19 protein-coding genes and 1 tRNA gene are annotated in these 21602 nt (G+C 34.1%); 15 read left to right on the top strand and 5 right to left on the bottom strand.

Annotation, left to right across the window (positions count from 1 at the left end; all coding sequences use genetic code 11):
• Positions 1-2: 2 nt before the first annotated feature.
• Positions 3-302, bottom strand: a complete 300-nt coding sequence (locus LNP22_RS06320; protein WP_229975815.1) for a hypothetical protein — start codon at positions 300-302, stop codon at positions 3-5.
• 127 nt (positions 303-429) lie between these two features.
• Between LNP22_RS06320 and LNP22_RS06315 the strand changes: the two genes are divergently transcribed.
• From LNP22_RS06315 to LNP22_RS06290, 6 genes are all read left to right on the top strand, one after another.
• Positions 430-1011: an RNA polymerase sigma factor gene (locus tag LNP22_RS06315; RefSeq protein WP_229975814.1), complete on the top strand. Its 582-nt coding sequence runs from the start codon at positions 430-432 to the stop codon at positions 1009-1011.
• Positions 1012-1017: 6 nt separating this feature from the next.
• Complete coding sequence (locus tag LNP22_RS06310) at positions 1018-1743, top strand: tetratricopeptide repeat protein (RefSeq protein WP_229975813.1); 726 nt, start codon at positions 1018-1020, stop codon at positions 1741-1743.
• A 162-nt stretch (positions 1744-1905) separates the two neighbouring features.
• On the top strand, positions 1906-3564 hold the full coding sequence (locus LNP22_RS06305; RefSeq protein ID WP_229975812.1) for a S41 family peptidase: 1659 nt from the start codon (positions 1906-1908) through the stop codon (positions 3562-3564).
• A gap of 106 nt (positions 3565-3670) precedes the next feature.
• Positions 3671-4450 (top strand): TatD family hydrolase, encoded by a 780-nt coding sequence (locus tag LNP22_RS06300; protein WP_210666698.1) that lies wholly within the window; start codon positions 3671-3673, stop codon positions 4448-4450.
• A 59-nt stretch (positions 4451-4509) separates the two neighbouring features.
• Positions 4510-5646 carry a 1-acyl-sn-glycerol-3-phosphate acyltransferase gene (locus LNP22_RS06295; RefSeq protein ID WP_210666697.1) on the top strand — a complete coding sequence of 379 codons (1137 nt, stop codon included), beginning with the start codon at positions 4510-4512 and terminating at the stop codon, positions 5644-5646.
• Positions 5636-6664, top strand: coding sequence for an asparaginase (locus tag LNP22_RS06290; protein ID WP_229975811.1), 1029 nt, complete (start codon positions 5636-5638; stop codon positions 6662-6664). Before LNP22_RS06295 ends, LNP22_RS06290 begins: the two co-directional genes overlap by 11 nt.
• Positions 6665-6734: 70 nt before the next feature.
• Here LNP22_RS06290 and LNP22_RS06285 read toward each other — a convergent pair whose 3' ends face one another.
• A complete protein-coding gene (locus LNP22_RS06285) occupies positions 6735-7976 on the bottom strand; it encodes an MFS transporter (RefSeq protein WP_229975810.1) in 1242 nt (413 codons plus the stop codon).
• A 91-nt stretch (positions 7977-8067) separates the two neighbouring features.
• On the opposite strand from LNP22_RS06285, the gene LNP22_RS06280 reads away from it, so the two are divergent.
• A complete protein-coding gene (locus LNP22_RS06280; RefSeq protein ID WP_229975809.1) occupies positions 8068-8940 on the top strand; it encodes a LysR substrate-binding domain-containing protein in 873 nt (290 codons plus the stop codon).
• A 60-nt stretch (positions 8941-9000) separates the two neighbouring features.
• Positions 9001-9087: transfer RNA gene (locus LNP22_RS06275), tRNA-Ser, on the top strand.
• Positions 9088-9130: 43 nt separating this feature from the next.
• Here LNP22_RS06275 and LNP22_RS06270 read toward each other — a convergent pair.
• Both LNP22_RS06270 and LNP22_RS06265 read right to left on the bottom strand, forming a co-directional pair.
• Complete coding sequence (locus tag LNP22_RS06270; protein WP_229975808.1) at positions 9131-9484, bottom strand: hypothetical protein; 354 nt, start codon at positions 9482-9484, stop codon at positions 9131-9133.
• A 41-nt stretch (positions 9485-9525) separates the two neighbouring features.
• Positions 9526-10551, bottom strand: coding sequence for a LacI family DNA-binding transcriptional regulator (locus LNP22_RS06265; RefSeq protein ID WP_229975807.1), 1026 nt, complete (start codon positions 10549-10551; stop codon positions 9526-9528).
• Positions 10552-10713: 162 nt separating this feature from the next.
• Between LNP22_RS06265 and LNP22_RS06260 the strand changes: the two genes are divergently transcribed.
• The 3 genes from LNP22_RS06260 to LNP22_RS06250 all read left to right on the top strand — a co-directional run bounded on the left by LNP22_RS06260 (position 10714) and on the right by LNP22_RS06250 (position 16565).
• A complete protein-coding gene (locus LNP22_RS06260) occupies positions 10714-13353 on the top strand; it encodes a TonB-dependent receptor (RefSeq protein ID WP_229975806.1) in 2640 nt (879 codons plus the stop codon).
• Positions 13354-13489: 136 nt separating this feature from the next.
• Positions 13490-14710, top strand: a complete 1221-nt coding sequence (locus LNP22_RS06255; protein ID WP_229975805.1) for an MFS transporter — start codon at positions 13490-13492, stop codon at positions 14708-14710.
• Positions 14700-16565 (top strand): alpha,alpha-trehalase, encoded by a 1866-nt coding sequence (locus LNP22_RS06250; RefSeq protein WP_229975804.1) that lies wholly within the window; start codon positions 14700-14702, stop codon positions 16563-16565. The genes LNP22_RS06255 and LNP22_RS06250 overlap by 11 nt, the downstream gene beginning before the upstream one ends.
• A gap of 93 nt (positions 16566-16658) precedes the next feature.
• On the opposite strand, the gene LNP22_RS06245 is transcribed toward LNP22_RS06250, so the two are convergent.
• Positions 16659-17633, bottom strand: coding sequence for a polyprenyl synthetase family protein (locus LNP22_RS06245; protein ID WP_229976362.1), 975 nt, complete (start codon positions 17631-17633; stop codon positions 16659-16661).
• Between the two features lie 266 nt (positions 17634-17899).
• Between LNP22_RS06245 and LNP22_RS06240 the strand changes: the two genes are divergently transcribed.
• The 4 genes from LNP22_RS06240 to LNP22_RS06225 all read left to right on the top strand — a co-directional run bounded on the left by LNP22_RS06240 (position 17900) and on the right by LNP22_RS06225 (position 21550).
• Positions 17900-18421 (top strand): YceI family protein, encoded by a 522-nt coding sequence (locus LNP22_RS06240; RefSeq protein WP_229975803.1) that lies wholly within the window; start codon positions 17900-17902, stop codon positions 18419-18421.
• Between the two features lie 105 nt (positions 18422-18526).
• Positions 18527-19126, top strand: coding sequence for a TetR/AcrR family transcriptional regulator (locus LNP22_RS06235; RefSeq protein ID WP_210666687.1), 600 nt, complete (start codon positions 18527-18529; stop codon positions 19124-19126).
• Between the two features lie 10 nt (positions 19127-19136).
• On the top strand, positions 19137-20471 hold the full coding sequence (locus LNP22_RS06230; protein WP_229975802.1) for a TolC family protein: 1335 nt from the start codon (positions 19137-19139) through the stop codon (positions 20469-20471).
• An 11-nt stretch (positions 20472-20482) separates the two neighbouring features.
• Positions 20483-21550, top strand: a complete 1068-nt coding sequence (locus tag LNP22_RS06225) for an efflux RND transporter periplasmic adaptor subunit (RefSeq protein ID WP_210667944.1) — start codon at positions 20483-20485, stop codon at positions 21548-21550.
• The last annotated feature ends 52 nt before the right edge of the window (positions 21551-21602 follow it).

The following is a 21602-nucleotide window of genomic DNA, read 5'->3' as shown; positions in this document are numbered from 1 at the left end:
ATTTATTTCGAAAGGCACTTTTCTTCAAAAACATTCCCGTCTTCATCTACCGCCACCAGAATGTTTTTGGTCTTTTTATAACGAATGATCAAATACAGCCAAATAAAAGACCAAAGACCTATAGTAGCAAAAACAAGAAACAAATGAAGAGAAGAATCAATTTGTTTTTTCTCTTTTGTTAAAACAACGTACGGCGATTTGTCGTTACGCTCTGTAATGACAAATCCGTTTTGAATTTTTGTTGAAAGTATTTTTTGAAATTTGGCAAAATCTTTCTCGGTTGTAAATTGATAACTTTCCATTGGATACTAATTTTGTATTTAAAAAATGCTTCTTTTTACCCTATATCCATTTATGTCTTGATTTGTTACCTCTTTATAATCCATTTTTTTCCGAATTCTTTTTTTACATTAGCTAATAATTTTCAATATGGAAAAAAGAACCATTCATCCCGATCAAATGTATATCGACGGACTCGCGAGCAACAATTCGGCAGTGATTCAGTCTATTTATAAAAAGTTTGTTCCGAAGGTGGTTGCTTATATAAAGAATAATTCGGGCGATGAAGATCAGGCGCAAGACGTGGTTCAGGAAATTATGATTCTGCTTTTTAATCAGGCCAAAGCCAATGCGCTGCAGCTGACCTGCCCTTTTGATGCGTACTTTTTTTTACTGTGCAAAAGGAAATGGCTGAATGAACTGAAAAAAACAGCGAACAAAGGGGTAACAATCAACGAAGATTTAGCATCTATAAATGAATCCACTCAGGAGATGATTGTGCAGACCGAAACATTTGACGAAAAACAGCAACTTTTTGATACCATGTTTCAAAAGTTAGGCGACAAATGCAAAGAACTTTTGCAATGGAGTTTTACGCTTAAAACAATGGAAGAAGTTGCAGAAAAACTTCAGGTAACGTATGGTTATGTACGCAAAAAAAAATCGTTGTGCGTAGGACAATTGACCCAGTGGATTCAGGAAGCCCAAGTCTATAAATCGTTAAAAAAGTAAGCCGCCATGAACGAAGAAAATTACCTATTATTTGATCAATACCTTCAGAACGAAATGTCTGTAGAAGCTAAGAATGCTTTTGAAAAACAATTGGCAGCAGATAAATCTTTGGCTTTAGCCTTTGAAACGTTCAAAGAAATGCAGTTTCAATTGACCAATAAATTTGCATTTGAAAAAGATAGAGTAGCTTTTAAAACCAATCTAAAAACAATTTCGGAAGCACATTTCCGATCTTCAAAAGCAAAAGTCATCCAGTTAAAACCTTGGTATTTTACAGTAGCCGCTTCTGTCGCAATTTTGATTGGGATTTTCTTCCTGAATCAAAATTCGAATCCGCGTTTTGAAGATTTCAATCAGCCTGAAGAGGCCTATTTTACAGAAAGAAGCAGTAGTAATAAAACTCTCAAACAAGCCGAAATTGCTTTTAATGCAAAAGAATATAACAAAGCTATTCCGCTTTTTGAAACTCTCTTGAAAGAAAATAAAACGGCTGAAATACAGTATTTTTATGGAATTTCATTATTAGAAGAAAATCAATTTAAGCAGTCTGAAACTGTTTTTAATGAGTTAAAATCGGGAACTTCTGCCTATAAAAACAAAGCTATTTGGAGTCTTGCTTTATCCAAATTAAAACAAAAAGACTACAAAGCCTGCAAAGAAATTTTGTTGACCATACCTGCTGATTATGAGAATTTTGAGGAAGTTCAAAAGTTATTAAAAGAGCTGGATTGATTGTTTTAAGGTATTGGAATTCATTTTTTTTGAATTTTAATTGCACAAATCATCTCTTTTTTATAAAAAATCATCTTTTTAAATATTTAAATAATAAATTCGGGTTGATTTTAAGAAGATCATCAACCCAAATTATTTTTATAAATTTTACCTATTTAGTAAATGAAGAAAATTTCTTTATTGTTATTTGTCCTATTTGTTCAAACATTATTTTCGCAAACCAAAATTACCGAAACCGAGAAATTGGCTACTACTTGTAAAGTTTGGGGTTTCTTAAAATATTATCATCCAAAAGTAGCCAGCGGAGCATTTAATTGGGACAACCAACTTCTTGAAATCCTGCCAAAAATTAATAAAGCGCAGACCAAAGAGGCTTTTTCTCTAGTTCTAGAAAACTGGATTGATAATTTGGGCGAAGTAAAAACAATAGCACCAATTCTTGTTCCAAAAGAGGTAAAATATTTTGACAAAAACTTCGATTTAAGTTGGTTAAAGAGTAAATTATTTTCGAAAAAACTTTCAAAGAAATTAAAATTTATAGAAGAAAATAGATTTCAAGGTGTTCCATTTTATATTGAAGGACAAGAACATGTTGGAAATGTTTCTTTGAAAAATGAAAGTTATGCAAATCCAGATTTTAATAACAGGAATTCAAAACTTAGAATGCTGTTCATGTATTGGAATTTAATTGAATATTTTTTTCCTTATAAATACAAAATGGATCAGAAGTGGAGTACGACTTTAGAGAAAATAGTGCCTTTGGTTGTTACATCTGAAAATGAAGACGATTTTTTTATAGCAATGAAAAAAATGGCCTCTAAAATAGATGATAGCCATACTGAATTCTTTGTATATCCGTCTTTATCAGGTCGTAGAATTAAGAGATATTTTCCTGCTGACGCAAAAATAATTGATAACAGCATAGTTGTCACAGAAATTTTAGGCGATAGTCTGGCTGAGGCAGATGCTATAAAAATTGGAGATGTAATTACTAAAATAAATGATAAATCAATAAAAGACATAATTTTAGAAAACAGAGATTTTATTTGTGCGTCAAATGAGCCTGCGTATTTAGATAAGTTGGTTAAGAAAATATTAGTAAGCGATTCGGATACTGTAAAAGTAGAGTTTTTAAAAGACAGTGAGTATGTTACAAAAACAATGACTTGGTTTAATTATCATGACTCACACCGAAATGAATTTAAAAAAGGAGCCCGAAAAAAGAAAGAAAAATTCAAAGTGTTAGAAAATAATATTGGTTACGTGGATATGGGAATCCTAAAAACAAGAAATATTCCTGACATGATAGAAGCATTGAAGGCGACCAGAGCAATTGTTTTTGATATGAGAAATTACCCCAATGGCACGTACCAAGAAATATCGAATTTTTTAAATGCTCAAGAAAAAGAATTTGCAATTTACACGCGTCCAGATTTAAGCTATCCTGGGAGATTTAAATGGAGCGGTGGAACTTTGAGTGGATTTGAGAACAAAGATCACTATAAAGGTAAAGTTATTGTGCTGCTTAATGAAGACTCGATGAGTCAGTCAGAATGGACTGCAATGTGTTTTCAGACAGCAGGAAACACGACGATTATTGGAAGTCAAACCGCCGGAGCAGATGGAAATGTTTCTGAATTTGATTTTAAAGGATTTCATACATTATTCTCAGGAATTGGGGTTTATTATCCTGATGGTCGAGAGACACAAAGAATAGGAATCGTTCCAGATATCGAAGTCAAACCCACTATAAAAGGTATTCAGGAAGGAAGAGACGAAGTTTTGGATCGTGCTTTATTGTTTATTGAAAGTGGAAAATAATTTTTTGTGTTTTGTTATTATGTGTCGACTTGTCAATCTTCGTTTTATCCAATCAATTGTTATTCTTTTAATATTGTCGTAATTTTGCTTTTTTAAAAACAGACAATTGAATTCGACCACCATAATTACCGATACACACACACATTTATATTCTGAAGAATTTGATCAGGATCGTGACGAAATGATACAAAGAGCCATAAACGCTGGAGTAACACGTTTTTTTATTCCTGCTATTGATGCCGCTGCGACACAATCTATGTATGATTTGGAGCAAAATTATCCCGATCATGTTTTCCTGATGATGGGTTTGCATCCCACTTACGTGAAAGATAACTACGAAGAAGAATTGCAGCACGTAAAAACAGAATTGGCCAGAAGAAAATTTTATGCAGTTGGTGAAATAGGGATCGATTTGTACTGGGATAAAACGCATCTTAAAGAACAGCAAATTGCGTTTCGAACACAAATTCAGCTAGCAAAAAAATACAAATTACCTATTGTAATTCATTGTCGAGAAGCTTTTGATGAGATTTTTGAAATTTTAGAAGAAGAAAAATCAGAGGAATTGTTTGGGATTTTTCATTGTTTCAGCGGCACTTTCGAACAGGCGCTTCAAGCCCTTTCGTACAATATGAAATTAGGAATCGGAGGCGTAGTAACTTTCAAAAACGGAAAAATAGATCAGTTTTTAAACCAAATCGACCTGAAACACATCGTTCTCGAAACAGATTCGCCTTATCTGGCGCCGATTCCGTACAGAGGTAAACGAAACGAAAGTTCTTATTTAGTAAATGTTATTACGAAACTGGCTCAGATTTATGAGGTGACAGAGGATGAAATTGCAGCAATTACTACACAAAATTCAAAAGACATTTTTGGTATTTAACTTGTAATGTACAATATTTTGATTTTTTTTTTGTTCTTTTGCCCACAAAAATAGATATAATGCAAAAATTTGATGCTATTCGACCGTTTTATGATTCCGAAATAAATGAAGCTATTCAAGGCGCTGTCAATCATCCGATGCTAAAAGCCATGATGAATTTTACTTTTCCGGAATTAGAAGATCATGTTTGGAAAGAACAATTAAAGAAAACGCATTCGATTCGCGATTTTCAATGCAATTTTATTTATCATACAATCCAAAAAGTACTTGAAAAAAGTTCTGAAGGATTGACGACCTCTGGTTTTGAAAAACTGGAAAAAAATACATCTTACCTCTTCATTTCCAACCACCGTGACATACTTTTAGACACAACTTTGCTAAATGTGAGTTTGTTTGAACATGGATTGGTAATGACTGCATCTGCAATTGGTGACAATTTGGTACAAAAAGCGTTCCTGAGCACCTTGGCAAAACTAAACAGAAACTTCCTGGTTTTAAGAGGTTTAACCCCCAGAGAAATGCTGCAAAGCTCTAAATTATTATCTGAATATATTGGTCAGTTGCTGCTTCGCGAAAATCGCTCTGTTTGGATTGCCCAAAGAGAAGGACGTACCAAAGACGGCAATGACGAAACGAATCCGGGTGTTCTAAAAATGATTGGAATGGGCTCTGATGAAAAAAACTTGATGGATTATTTCAAAAAATTAAAAATTGTCCCAGTTTCTATTTCATACGAATACGATCCTACTGATGTTCTAAAAATGCCACAATTGATGGCAGAAGCAAACAATGAGGTTTACATCAAAGAAAAAAATGAGGATTTTATGACCATTTTAAGTGGTATCATGGGAACTAAAAAAAGAATACACATTCACGTAGGTGATGTTTTAGATACTGAAATTGATAAAATTGCAGCTGAAAACGACAATTCTAACAAGCAAATCCAGGCACTTGCGCAAGTAATTGATGATTCGGTTTTGAAAAACTATCAATTATGGCCAACCAACTTTATTGCATACGATATTTTAAATGAGACTGAAAAATTTGCTCATTTGTACAAAGAAAGCGAAAAATCTCTTTTTGAGCGTCGTTTAGAAATGCGAATCGGAAGTGATAATCCTGTTACACGACAAGGCTTTTTGTCTATGTATGCCAATCCTGTGGTCAATAAATTAAAATACGAGGATGTCATCTAAACCAAAAATACTACTCATCTACACTGGTGGAACCATTGGTATGAGTAAAGATTTTGAGACTGGTGCGCTCAAAGCTTTTGATTTTGGAAAATTGTTGAAAAACATTCCCGAAATCAAACAATTAGACTGCGAAATCGAAACCGTTTCTTTTGAAGATCCGATAGATTCTTCGAATATGAATCCGACGATGTGGAAAAAAATCGGCGAAATTATAGAAGATCATTATATCATTTTTGACGGATTTGTAGTTTTGCACGGCTCAGATACTATGTCATACTCTGCATCGGCGTTGAGCTTTATGTTGGAAAATTTGACTAAACCCGTAGTGTTTACGGGCTCGCAACTGCCTATTGGTGATCTGCGTACCGATGCCAAAGAAAACTTAATTACAGCCATTCAGATTGCTTCGTTACAGGAAAACGGAAAACCGGTTATTCATGAGGTTTGTCTGTATTTTGAGTACAAATTATACCGCGGAAACAGAACTTCAAAAGTAAATGCCGAGCATTTTAGAGCTTTTACAGCACCTAACTATCCCGAATTAGTAGAATCTGGAGTACATCTTAAATTAAATTCACATTTATTTCTTCCAATAAAAACAAATGCAGAATTGATTGTACATAAAAACCTCGACAATCATGTAGCCATTATCAAAATGTTTCCCGGAATGAGTGAGACCGTTTTGGCTTCGATTTTGGCGATCCAAGATTTAAAAGGAATTGTATTAGAAACGTATGGTGCAGGAAATGCTCCCACAGAAGATTGGTTTTTAAAACTCATTGAAAAATCTATTAAATCGGGTCTGCAGATTGTAAATGTGACGCAATGTTCTGGCGGAAGTGTCAATATGGGACAATATGAAACCAGCACCGTTTTGAAAGAATTGGGCGTTATTTCTGGAAAAGACATTACAACCGAAGCCGCAATCACCAAATTGATGTATTTATTGGGTCATGACATTCCACCAGCTGATTTTAAAACAATTTTTGAAACTTCCTTGCGTGGGGAGATTTCATAGTACAAAATAAAACCTCAATAGTAAAATTTCAATCTGAAAAGCAAAGGTAAAGATTGAAACTTGGAATTTCTTAATTATTGGAATTTCTGTAATGAACTTGACAAGTTTCTAATTCTTGAGTTGATTTGTGGTTTTTGTAATACACATAAACTACCACCGAAAGAATGCAGATCATGCCTTGCAATGCTACCGTGTGTCGTGTACCTATTTCATTAGAAACATACCCAATTAATAAACTTCCCACAGGAATCATCCCTTGGTATGCCATTAAATAATAGCTAATGCTTCTCGAACGCATATTTACGGCGCTTTTAGTTTGCACATAGATGTTTATAGAAGAAGTTTGCGCCATCATACCAACGCCACTTAAACCCATACAGATAAGTGCCACAGTTAAGTTGTTTGAATAAGCCAAAATAATAATACTGAAGCCTAACAATACACTGGCTGATATCATTATTTTATTCATATTTTTTGATGTTTTTAGGTTGGCAAGGTAAATAGCAGAGACAATAGAGCCAATACCTGCCGCACTTTCAAACCAACTAAAAGTTTGTGCGTTACCACTAAAAATATCCTTGGCAAAAACCGGCATCAAAGTATTAAAAGAAATCACAAACAAACTGCTGCATGTTAACATCAAGAGCATTTTTGCCATTTCGGTTTCTTTTTTTACATAATCTAAGCCTTCTATAAAATCTTCTAACATTTTAAGTTTATCGGTTGCCTTAATATGCGGTGTAATTTTCATCAGTAATAACGAAATCAAAACTGGAATATAACTCAGGAAATTTCCAATAAAACAAATGTCCTCACCATAGGTATGCAATATAATTCCGGCTAATGCTGGACCGGCAATTCGGGCAAAATTGTTTAGTGTCGAGTTGAGAGCAACAGCATTAGACAAGTCTTCTTTATGGTCTACAATGTCGATCATCATGGTCTGTCTGCAGGTCATATCAAAAGCGTTGATAATTCCCTGAAAAAGGCTCAATGCTAAAATAAAATTGATGTTGTAAATTTTCAGGTAAATCAATAATGCCAGTGCTCCCGCTTGCAACATCGCCATAGATTGTAAAAAAATCATGCTTTTGTGCCTGTCGTAACGTCCAATAATACTTCCGGCCAAAGGAGCCAAAAACAAAGACGGAATCATGCTTAAAAAAGTTGTCAATCCTAATAAAAATACCGATCCTGTAATGCTGTAAACCATCCAACTTACAGCTGTTTTTTGAAGCCAAGTACCAATAACAGAAACAGACTGGCCATAAAAAAATAATTTGAAGTTTTTTGATCTTAGCGCTTTAAACATAATGCGAGCTATTTTTTGACAAAGTTCGCAATTATGATTTCATTAGAAAAATTAATAATTTTACTTATAATAAGTATTTAAAATTATCAATATGGAAATCTATCAATTGCAATATTTTATCAAAACGGCGGAGATTTTGCACTTTACAAAAGCGGCCGAATTGTGTTTCGTAACCCAATCTGGTTTATCACAGCAAATAAAAAAGCTCGAAGAAGAACTCGGAATGCCTTTGTTTATTAGGATTGGGAAGAAAGTCAAACTAACCGAAGCTGGTTCTGTATTTTTAATTCACGCCAAGCAAATTATAGAAAATGTGCAAAGTGGCAAACAGGCGATTGATGATTTGAACCAAATGATTGGCGGAGAATTGCGTATTGGTGTGACTTATATTTTTGGACTTTTGGTTTTACCGATTGTCAATGCATTTGCCAAAACCTACTCAAATTTAAAAATTGTTGTCGAATATGGTACGACAGAACCTTTGGAAAAAAAATTATTAAACAACGAACTGGATCTGGTCTTGGTGATTTCGTCTAATGAAATTGAGCTGCCTTTTCAAAAAATTCCCTTATTTACTTCGCAATTGGTTATGGCCGTTTCCAGATCAAACGAATTGGCTGTTTTGGATAAAATTCCTTTTAAAAACATCGAAAATATTCCGCTTATTTTACCTGTAAAAGGATTTAATTCGAGAGAATTTCTGGATGAACTCTTTTTAAAAAACAATATGAAACCTAAAGTGTCGATCGAGCTAAATGCAGTTCACGCTCTTTTGCGATTGGTAGAAGAAAGCGATTGGGCCACTATTGTTACCGAAAAAGCGCTGAGAGATTGGAATAACCTAAAAGCAATTCAGATTGTTGGTGTAGATACCAAACGAGATTCGTTTATTTTAACCATAGATGGAACCTATCAAAAGAAGGCTGTAAAATTATTTATTGAAGAATTTAGAAAAAGCATGTAAAGGATTGTTATAAATAGTTTTTCTAACTCGTTTTTTTTTATGTTATTTGCAAACCAATTTAGAGAGGTGTCCGAGTGGTTGAAGGAGCTAGCCTGGAAAGCTAGTATATGGGTAACTGTATCGTGGGTTCGAATCCCATCCTCTCTGCAAATTAAAAATCATTATTTGCTCTTTTTATGAGCGAAGTATTTTACTTGTAGTGATTTCTAAACCAGACTTTTTGCCATTCTCTTTTTAAAATTAAAAAGGAAACTTGCTCAGCTAGCAGTACCAAATCAGAGCCATCCAGTTTTTTAATTTCACTTTCAGAAACATCGATAATATAGAGCAGATTCAGATATTCTGCAAATTTATACTGAATCATTCGGTAGATTTTTTCATGTAACTGAATTTTCAATTCTTCTGGAGAAACACTCAATGGAAAATCGATTCCTTCATTTGCCAAATTAAAATCCTTATTAATTTGCTCAATTAAGTTAAGATATAAATTTTTGCTTTCGGCATTAGCCAATAAAAAATCGGTATTTTCAGGAATTGGAAACATGGATGCCATTTAAAGATTGAGACAAAGTTAAAACTAAAAAATCACTTAACGGTCGATTCTCTTTCAATGATTCTTGTGGGAAGTTCTACAGTTTGATACTTTACAGGACGATGTTCTTTAAGGTCTGTAATTTCATCTATTAAAATAGAAACTGCTTTATGACCCATTTCAAATCCTGGCTGATCGATTGTCGTTAATTTCGGAGATATTACCGTGCTCATAAACCAGTTGCTAAACCCAAAAACAGCCACTTGTTCAGGCGTTTTTATTCCTGCTTCATTAAAATATTTGATAATTCCGATGGCAACCAAATCCGTAATGGCAAAAATGGCATCTACATCTGGATGCTCTGCCATTATTTTTTGGGCATTCTCATAACCGTCTTCAAAATCTGTATTATTATCACAAACATAAACCAATTTGGAGTCATACTCCATTCCGTGCGCCTCGAGAGCTCTTTTGTATCCTAAAAACCGGTCGATAGAATTTTGTGGAACGTATGAACCTCTAAAATGAGCAATCTTTTTAAAACCTTTATTGATAAGATACGACACAGCATCGTAAGCTGCTTTTGCATCATTGATGATCACCTTAGAGCAATCGACTCTTTTTGCAATTTTATCGAATAAAACAACGGGAATGTTTTTTCTAATCGTTTCATTAATATGAAAAAAATCGTCTGTTTCGTTAGAAAGGGACATTAAAACACCGTCAACGCGCTTTTGAATCAGGAGCGCCAATTGTTTTTTTTCTAATTCATATTTTTCGTTAGACTGAAGAATAATAACCAGATAACCTCTTTTTTCTGCTTCCTCTAAAATACCATTGAGAACACTGGAAAAAAAATGATGTACGGTCGCCGGAATGATGACTCCTATAGTTTTGGTTTCGTTGGTCCTGAGATTTACGGCCACAGAATTAGGCATGTAATTCATTTTATCCGCCATCTCAAGAACTCGTGCACGAGTCGCCTTACTGATGTCCGTGTACCCTTTTAAAGCTTTTGAAACTGTTGTAACTGAAATACCTAATGCCGAAGCAATATCTATTAACTTAGTATCATTCATGAAATAAATGTACTAAAAAAAAGTAGCATCCATAAAAAATAATATTTCGAAAACGTTTTCGGTGTTTTCGAAAACGTTTTCGATTAAAATCAATTACATTGTTGTTAATTACTTGTTAAGTTTACTCTACAAAACCAAAAAAAATCAAAAAAAAGAAAAATTATGAAACAGCTTAATTCTTATTTGGGCATTATCCTTTTAATGTTATGCCTCTTTTCGCTGCCAGGCAGTATGTTTGCGCAGGGAAAAAATTCTGTTTCTGGAAAAGTAGTAGACGAAAACGGACAGACAGTTCCAGGAGCCAATGTGTCTTTACAAGGCACCGACAAAAATACGATTACAGATGAAAACGGTGGATATCTTTTTTCGGATATTGCGGCGGGAAACTACACAATCGTAGCAACAAATGTTGGTTACAAAAGCTTTTCAAAAGAAATCCTAGTAAAAGAAGGAGAATCTGTGCAGGAAAATTTACTGCTGGAAGGAGAATCACAAAACCTAAAAGAAGTTGTCGTTACGGGATCATCAGCACCAAGATCTAAGCTGGAATCAAGTGTTGCTATCACTACTTTGGGCGCAAAAGCGATTGAAGACAGAGCCCCTTCGAGCACCGCTGCCTTGCTTCAGACTATCCCCGGATTTGTCGTAGAAGCTTCTGGTGGAGAAATTGGAAACAACCTTTTTGCAAGAGGAATTCCTTCTGCAGGAGCTTATGAGTACGTGCAAATTCAAGAAGATGGATTACCTGTTTTTGAAGATGGTGCACTACAATTTGCAAATGCAGATACCTTTTACAGATTAGACGAAACGGTGAGTAAAATGGAAGCCGTAAGAGGAGGTTCTGCCTCTATTTTTGCCAACAATGCTCCTGGAGGAATTATCAATTTTATTTCTAAAACAGGTCAAAATGAATTCAAAGGAAGAGCTAAATTTACGACTTCTGATTACGGAATGTTCCGAACTGATCTTAACTTATCTGGTGCTTTAATTCAGGATAAATTATTTTTTAATGTAGGCGGATTTTACAGAGCCGATAATGGCGTGAGAAATACTGGTTTTACGGCTAATAAAGGAGGCCAGATCAAAGGAAACTTGACGTATAAATTTAATGACGAAGATTATTTAAGAGTTAATTTTAAACATCTGAATGACAGAAATACGTTCTATCTACCAATTCCTTTAAAAAGTAATAACGGAAAAATTGAAGGTGTAGCTGGCTTTGATCCCAACTATGGTACTTTGACTTCTGTAAATTTTAGTCTTTTGAATGTTCCTCAATATGGAGGAGGAACTTTTAGCGCTGATTTGGAAGATGGTTCTCATCCTGTAATCAACTCTATTGGAGCAGAATTTAAAAAGAAAATATCTGAAAAAGTAACTTTCAAAAATGCTTTCAAACAAACCACTATCGATTTAAATTACAATGCTATTTTTCCAAACGGTGGTCCATGGACACAAGAATCTTATGCTACAGGTGTTAAAAATACAGCAGTTGCAAATCTAGATTATACCTATGTAGATAATGGTGCAACACTCGATCCTAATACTTTGATTATGAGAGCCGATCTTTGGCATATTCAGAAAAAAATGGATAATTTTGCTAATAATTTCTCTTTTTCTTTTGATTTAGATTCTGTAAAATTGACGGCTGGCTACTATTATTCTAATTGGAAATCCAACCAATACTGGAACTGGAACTCTTATTTAGTGGGTGTTTCTGACAATCCTAGATTATTAAATGTAAAAGACAATACTACTGGAGTCGATCATACCTGGAATGGAGTAGAAAGAATTACTTGGCTAGAAAGAGATGCACAAACAAAAGGCCTTTTGAATGACATTTATGCTGATGCCGAAATCAAAGCGACAGAAAAATTAACCTTTAATGCGGGTTTACGCTACAATAAAGACAAATATTCCGGGTACAGAGATAACGCAAGATTTTTTGCTGAAAACTTAGGTCTTTTGGACAATAATACGGCTGATGACGCGGTAACTACTGTAAAAGGAAATCCTTATACCTACTGGAGATATGATGTGAGCGAGTGGTCTTATACTGCCGCAGGGAACTACAAATTCAATGATAATATGGCTTCTTACATTCGTTACAGCCACGGTTTTAGATCGCCTATCGAAGAATCATTTTATGATAATGCTGCCGATCTAAGCAAATTAGAAAACACAAAAGTCAATCAGCTGGAATTGGGTTATAAATATTCTAACTCGTTTCTTTCTGTAAATGCGAATCTGTTTCACATGAACTTAAAGAATGTTGCTTTTACCGATATTTTATCTGATGGATCCTCAGAAAATAAATTTGCAGACGTAAACAATATTGGTCTGGAAGTAGAAACCAACGCCAGATACGAAATGGTAAAATTAGGTTTTACTTTTACAGTTCAAAAACCAGAATACGAAAACTTTACAGGAACAAATGCAGATGGTTCTACCTTTGATTTTAATGGAAACACAGCCCGAAGAATTCCGAAATTCTTCTGTAACCTGAGACCAGAAGTTGACATCACAAAAGATTTATCTGCTTATGTTCAGTTTTCTTATTATGATAAAAAATTCACCAATCAAGACAACAGACAGGTTTTACCTGCTTACAAAGAAGTAGGAGCCGGTTTAAATTATACGTATAACAACCTTCGTTTTGCAGTAGATGCTTCGAATTTGTTTAACGAAATTGGGTTAACTGAGGGCGATCCTAGACAAACGACCTCTGCAGCAAGTGATGTGTTTATGGCAAGACCTATTTTAGGGCGCGCTTTTAGATTTTCGGTTGCTATAAATTTCTAATTATTGTTAGGTTGGTTAATAAACTCTCCAAGTGCTGTTTTAATGAAGCGGCACTTGGTATTTTTATTATTTTAAATTAGTCTTTAAATACCACTATAATAAAAGTTTAGGAAACAAAACTAAATTGTAAAAGCTGATGAAAAACATTGGAATCAAAATCTCCTTATACCTCAATTACTTTGTCTTTGCTATTTTACTAAATAGCGTGGGTATTGTTATTCTAAAATCACAAAAAAATTATGGCGTTGATGAAGTTCAGGCCAGTATACTAGAAGCTTTTAAGGACATGCCCATTGCAATAGTATCTTTTTTTATCGCTTCATTTTTACCTCGAATTGGCTTTAAAAAAGCAATGCTAATAGGTTTAGGATTAGTAACTCTTGCCTGTATTTCGATGTATTTTGGAAACTCATTTGATAATGCTAAAATACTTTTTGCAACGGTCGGGGTTTCATTTGCTCTGATCAAAGTTTCGGTTTATTCCTTAATTGGTACTGTTACTGAAAACCAAAAGCAACACAACGCATTAATGAGCAGTATTGAAGGTGTTTTTATGATAGGAATTGCACTGGCTTACTTTTTGTTTCCTGCTTTTAATGACGAGAGCGATCCCAATTCCTGGCTCAACGTCTATTGGTTTCTCGCTGCTTTATCCCTCTTATCCTTCGCCTTTTTATTCTTTACTAAATTTGAAGAGCCCAAAACAACCTCTGAACAAAATTTTAAGGATGACTTTTTACAAATGTTCAAACTCATTGCCAAAACACTTACTATAGTTTTTGTCATTAGTGTCTTTTTATTTGTAATGATAGAGCAAGGAATCCTTTCGTGGTTACCTACTTTTAATACCAAAGTGCTTCATTTACCAGAAAACATCAGCATCATGATGGCGAGTATTTTGGCGATCTCACTAGCTGTTGGACGCTTAATAGCCGGAATTGTAACGCAAAAAATCAATTGGATTTGGGTACTGACTTTTTGCATCATTGCGGCTATGCTGATCGTGATTTTTGTGCTTCCAAAAGTAGTCGGGCTTGAAGTAAAAAGCATTAATAGTTTGACAGACATACCGCTCATTGGATTTGCATTTCCGTTAATAGGACTGTTTATTGCGCCAATTTACCCGTTGTTAAATTCTATTGTATTAAGTGCATTGCCCAAAAACCTGCAAAGCTCCATGACTGGATTAATTGTGATTTTCTCCGCTCTTGGCGGAACATTAGGATCTCGAATTACAGGTTGGCTATTTAAGAATCAAAGCCCCGAAAAAGCGTTTTATTTCACTTTAATTCCGATGTTTTTATTATTGATATCCTTTTTTATTCTAAAAAAAATAACTGCAAAAGATGAAATTTAAATTACATATACGTCAGACTTTAGAAAAATTATTAGCTCAGGAAGATACTGATGGTGATAAAAAAATAACGATTGATGACAAGGGTCCAAAAAGCTTTACGATTGAAGCCGAAAACGGAAATGCAGTAACTATAGAAGGAACCTATCACCTATCTAACTTATTGCAGGAATTAGCTTTAGCCAAAAAAAATAATACTGAATTTGCCGAAATAAACATCACCGAAATTACCGAAAATCCTGTAGAAAGAATTTCCCGAAAAATAAAAAATTTATATTGGAATGGACTCACCAGAACGATTGACGCAGTTGGCGTAAAAAAAATTCTGGAAGATGATAAAATCGAAAACGCTATTTCTTATTTGTACGTGCCTTTTGGTGATGAGATTGTTTTTGATTATTTCAAAAAATTGGAGGCCGAAAATTCAAAGCTAAAAGTCATTCAATTACCCAAAAACATAACACCTGAATATGTGTTATCACTCAACGAAAAACCGGGTATTCTTGCCTTAGCGCTTCAAATAAAAAACAATCAAATTTCGGGTGTTCCGTTTGTAGTTCCAGGTGGAAGATTTAACGAAATGTACGGTTGGGACAGCTATTTTATCGCACAAGGTCTTTTGATTGATGACAAAATTGATCTTGCGCTGGGTATCGCCGAAAATTTCAAATATCAAATTGATCACTACGGAAAAATTCTCAATGCCAATAGAAGTTATTATTTGACCCGAACACAACCTCCGCTTTACACCTCTTTGATAAGAGCCATTATAGAAAAATCAAATCCTGAAATTTTCTGGGTAGAAAGACATCTAAAAACGGCCATAAAAGAGTACCAAACGGTCTGGATGGAGGAAGGAAAACGGCTAACATCAAATGGTTTGAATCGTTATAAAGCAGAGGGAATTGGAATTCCATTTGAAGTCGAAGAAGGTCATTTTGACGATATTTTAGAACAATTTGCTCCAAAATACAATCTTTCAACTCGGGAATTCGAAAAGAAATACCTCAAAAGAGAGATTGTCGACACAGCACTCGATAATTATTTTTCGCATGACCGCAGCATGCGCGAAAGCGGTCATGACACCACCAACAGATTGGTCGATATTTGCGCCAATCTTAACACTGTTGCTATCAACAGTTTGCTTTACAAATATGAGACAGATATTGCTTTTTTGATCGAAACACTTTTTAATAAAGAATTTCAATATGATGAGCATGTTTCCTATTCGAGCGATTATTGGCAAACAAAAGCTCTTTTCAGAAAAGAAAAAATTAATAACCTATGCTGGAACGAAGTCAAAGGCATTTATTTTGATTATAATTTTGTAACAGAAGAACAACATATCTTTGAGGCTGCCACTACTTTTTATCCACTTTGGGCAAAAATAAGTACTCCCGAACAAGCTGAAATTTTAGTAAAAAAGACATTACCAAAATTTAAAATGAAAGGTGGGATTGCAGGAAGTACCAAAGAATCAATAGCTAGTTTAGATAAAAATTCCCCAACAAGACAATGGGACTATCCTTTTGGATGGGCACCTCATCAAATGCTTTTATGGGAAGGTTTATTGCACTATAATTTTATCGAAGAAACTCAGGAAATGGTTTATCGCTGGCTCTGGCTGATTACCAGAAATGCTGTTGATTATAATGGTACGATTCCAGAAAAATTTGATTTGGAGATAAGTTCACACAAAATTTTTGCCGAATATGGCAACGTAGGAACTGAGTTTGATTATATCACCGAAGAAGGTTTTGGTTGGATGAATGCTTCGTACCAATATGGTTTAACTCTTTTGAATGACCAGTTTAAACAAAAACTATCCGATTTGATTGATCCGGATACACTTTTTTAGAACTTGTCGGGTTTATTATGCAAAAAACAGCCACAGATTAAAATATTTCAAGGATTAAATCTGTGAAAATTATTAAATCTGTGGCTAAAAATTTTAAACCTTTCTTCCCATTAAGTTCTCACCAAATGCTCTTAAAATATTTTTCTTATCAGTATTAAGATCCATTTTGTCTAAAGTCTGAAATGCTTTATAAGTGTACATTTCTATCGCTTCCTGCGTTGCATTTGAAGCGCCAGATTCGTTAAAAATGGCTTTCGCAGTAATTATTTTGGCTTTATTATCTTCTAATGTTACACTAAATAATTGCTGCAATTCTGAAGCTTTATCAGGAGAAGAAAATTCTAATGCTTTAATGTACAAATACGTTTTTTTATTTTCGATAATATCTCCTCCTACTTGTTTTCCAAAGGTTTCGGGATTTCCAAAAGCATCCAAGAAATCGTCTTGCAACTGAAAAGCAAGTCCTAAATTAAGCCCGAAATCATAAATTAAATTGGCTTCTTTCTCAGAAGTTTTTGCGACAATTGCACCCATTTTCATGGCTGCTGCCACCAAAACAGCTGTTTTATATTCGATCATTTTAAGATAGTCGGCAACTGTTACGTCATTTCTTTCTTCAAAATCAACATCCAATTGCTGACCCTCACAAACTTCGAGTGCCGTTTTGCTGAACAATTTAGCCAAATCTCTAAAAATTATCGGCTCGTATTGTTCAAAATATTGATATGCCAAAATAAGCATAGCGTCGCCGGATAAGATTCCGGTATTAATGTTCCATTTTTCATGCACGGTTTCTTTACCTCTTCTTAGAGGCGCATCATCCATGATATCATCGTGAACTAAAGAAAAATTATGAAAAACTTCTACTGCCATTGCAGCCGGAAGCGCTACTTGATAATCGGTGTCAAAAACTTCAGAGGCCATCAGGGTCAGTACAGGACGCATCCTTTTTCCGCCAAGATGTAAAATATAATCTATTGGTTCATAAAGATTTTTAGGCTCTTTATTAATGCTTTGATTTTTTAGATAAGTAATAAAAAAATCCTGATACTGGCTAATAGTGTGCATAAAATGAAAATCTGATTTACAAGCCTCAAAGATACAACTCAAATATGAAATATTAGTTTCTATTTTGACAGTCAATCTATGATTTTAATTTAGTTGTAAAATATTCAATTACAACTTATTAAAAATAAACATAAAAAAACACGGAAACTTTTTTGGTTTTTAAAGTTTCCTTCTTATATTTGCGCCATCGAATGGAAACCTACAACACTATAAAAGTTTCCGAAAGAGTTTTAAACGATTTACAAAATCAACAAAACCAAATAATTATGAAAACAACATGGACCATAGATTCTAGTCAATCAGATGTTTTAATTAAAATGAGACATTCTATTATTGCTTATTTAGGAGGTACTTCAAACAAGTTTGATGGCTTTGTAAACATCAAAGACAACGAAATTGAAGATGCATCCGTTGAGTTTTCATTAGATATAAACAATAAAAGCGATAGTTTTCAGCAAATTGATACCTACTTGCAATTACAGGATTTATTTGATGTAAATGAGCATCCTATTATCAGTTTTAAGTCGACTTCTTTTCAGAAAGTAAATAATAATATCAATTTTTTTAAAGGAGATTTAACGATAAAAGATGTAACACGAGTAGTAGAACTTGATGCTGAATTTATTGGGGTTAACACGTATAATGGAAATAAAAAAGTAGCTTTTGAAATTACCGGCGATATCAAGCGTCAGGATTTTGGTTTGGATTATCATTCGTACAATCAAAATGGCGGATTGGCTCTGGGAAAAGACATCAAACTAATCGCCAATTTGGAGTTTAGTATATAAATCTCATAAATTAAAAAAATAATGTAAAATTATTACAAAAATAACGGAAACTCTTTTAGAATTTAAAGTTTCCTCTTTATATTTGTAATGCAATTTGACAGTAAAATGAAAGAAAAAATCATATCTAAAGCAAGTGAATTGTTTTTAAAACTAGGTTTTAAAAGTGTCACTATGGATGACATTGCGGGAGAAATGTGTATTTCTAAAAAAACGATTTACAAATATTTTTGTAATAAAGAAGTTTTGATCGAAGAAAGTACTTCGATGGTTCACAAACAGGTACACCAAATTATTGATACCATTGTTGCTAAAAATTACAACGCAATTTATGAGAATTTTGAAATTAGAGAAATGTTTCGTGACATGTTTAAAAACAATACCGACACCTCTGCAATTTATCAGTTAAAAAAACATTATCCTGAAATTTATCAAAATGTAATGTCGCACGAAATTGAACAGTGTAGTCATTATTTTAGAGAAAATATCGAAAAAGGAATTCGGGAAAATCTCTATCGCAAGGACTTGAATATCGATATCTACGTCAAGTTTTATTACACCTTAATTTTTCACATTAACGAAACAACTATGTCTGAAAAAGAAGCACAGAAAATAGAATTAGAAGCGCTGGAATATCACACCAGAGCAATGGCAACATCTGAAGGAATACTGGAACTAGAAAAACAACTTAAAAAAATTACTACTTAATCATCAATCTATGAAAAGAATAATTCTTATATTTTTGAGTTCATTTGCCTTAACGGCAAACGCTCAGGTAAAAACTTTAACCCTGAAAGACGCTGTAAGTTATGCATTGCAAAATAAAGCAGATGCTAAAAAAGCAAAATTAGAGGTTGAAAACAGCGAATATAAAATACAGGAAGTGCGTTCCAGAGCACTGCCTCAAATTTCTGCAAATGGTAACCTGACTTACAATCCTGTATTACAAACAAGTGTTATTGATGGAGCTGGATTTGGTGCTCCGGGAACAACTATTCAGGCAACTTTTGGCCAAAAATGGACATCAGGTGCTGGGATTTCGTTAACGCAAGCTATTTTTGACCAATCGGTTTTTACTGGTTTGCGAGCTGCAAAATCTACTCGTGAATTTTATCAAATAAACGATCAACTGACAGAAGAACAAGTTATTGAAAGAGTAGCCAACAACTACTATCAGGTTTATGTTCAACGTCAGAAATTGATATTATTAGACAGTACTTTTGCCAACACAACCAAAGTTCGTAATATCGTAAAAGGACAATTTGATAATGGTTTGGCTAAAAAAATAGATTTAGACCGTATTGTGGTAAAAATGTCAAACATTAGCACACAACGCCAGCAAATTTTGAATGCTGTACAATTACAGGAAAATGCTTTGAAATTTTACATGGGAATGCCAATAGAAACTCAGATTGAGATTCCTCAAACTGAATTTGAAGTAACCCCTGCTGCCTTGACAGAAGCTCCCAATCTGGCCAATAGAACAGAATATTTGCTTCTGAAAAAACAAGAAGAACTTTTGGTTTTACAAAAAAAATCTATCGAAGCAGAATATTACCCAACTTTATCATTATCAGCCGGGTACAACTATCTAGGCCAAGGTCCAGAAATGCCTTTATTTGCAAAACCTGCAGACGGCGTTTATTGGTCTGATTATTCTGCAATTGGGCTAAATCTAAGAGTTCCTATTTTTACAGGATTTGGTACTCGCGCAAAAGTGAGACAAGCTGATGTTCAAATTAGATCGCTTCAGGAAGATCTTAAAGACACTAAACTTTCACTTGATTTAGATTATAAAAATGCAACTACTCAAATCCAAAATAGCATTATTACAATAGAAAACCAAAAAGAAAACATGCTTTTGGCTGGAGAAATACTTAAAAACACAAACAATAATTACTTACAAGGTTTGGCTTCGTTAACCGATTTACTAGATGCAGAAAACGCATCCATTGAAGCACAGAACAATTATACTGCGGCAATTTTAGATTATAAAGTAGCAGAAATAGCATTAATAAAATCAAAAGGAGAACTAAAAACACTTATTAAATAATAACTAACAAAATGAAGAAAATTATTATAACCATCGTAGTCATAATTGGATCTCTAGCTCTAATTGGATTCGTATTAACTAAAAATAAAGCCGAGAACAAAGCCAAAACTGATATTGTGGCTCAAAAAAATGCTGCAGTTTCTGTAAAAGTAGCACAAGTAAAAACTCAGGAAGTGTCACTTGATTTTGTTGCCAATGGTAGTTTTCAGCCTATTCAGGAGCTAACTTTTTCTGCAGAAAAGTCTGGAAAAGTAATCAGTGTTTTGGTAAAAGAAGGTGACTATGTAAGAGTTGGCCAACCTTTACTGACAATGAGAGGTGATGTAATCAATGTGAGTGCACAACAAGCTGATGCAGCCTATCAAAATGCAAAATCTGATTATAACAGATACGAAAATGCATTTAAAACAGGTGGTGTTACCAAACAACAACTGGATCAGGCAAAATTGGCTTTGACCAATGCTGAATCAAATTTAAAACAAGCCAGAATTAATGTAGGCGATACAAAAGTAAAAGCACCGATAAGCGGTTTTATCAACAAAAAATATATTGAGCCAGGGTCTATTCTAGCAGGAATGCCTGCAACTGCAATGTTTGACATTGTAAATGTTTCGCGATTAAAACTGGTAGTTACAGTAAACGAGAACCAAGTTGCCGGACTAAAAGTTGGCAATAAGATCAATGTGGCTGCTAGTGTGTATCCAGACAAAACATTTACGGGAAAAATTACTTTTATTGCTGCAAAAGCTGATGAGAGTTTGAGTTTTCCGGTTGAAATTGAAATTGCAAACAACTCAAATAATGATCTAAAAGCAGGTATGTACGGAACTGCAAATTTTGCTTCGAACCAACAAAAACAAAACTTGATGGTGGTACCTAGAAACGCATTTGTGGGGAGTGTAAGCAGTAACCAGATTTTTGTTGTTGAAAACGGTATTGCTAAATTAAGAAAAGTAACTGCCGGAAGAATTTTAGGAGATACTGTAGAAATTATCAACGGACTATCTGATGGTGAAACTGTAATTATTACTGGTCAAATTAACCTTCAAGACGGTAATACAGTAGAAATTATTAAATAATTTAAAACAGTAAGCTACACGCCATAAGCAGTAAGCTTATTGCCTAAAGTCT

This window comes from Flavobacterium flavipigmentatum, assembly GCF_020911905.1.
GTDB classification, from domain to species: domain Bacteria; phylum Bacteroidota; class Bacteroidia; order Flavobacteriales; family Flavobacteriaceae; genus Flavobacterium; species Flavobacterium flavipigmentatum.
This window is presented reverse-complemented; position numbering and strand designations above follow the sequence as displayed.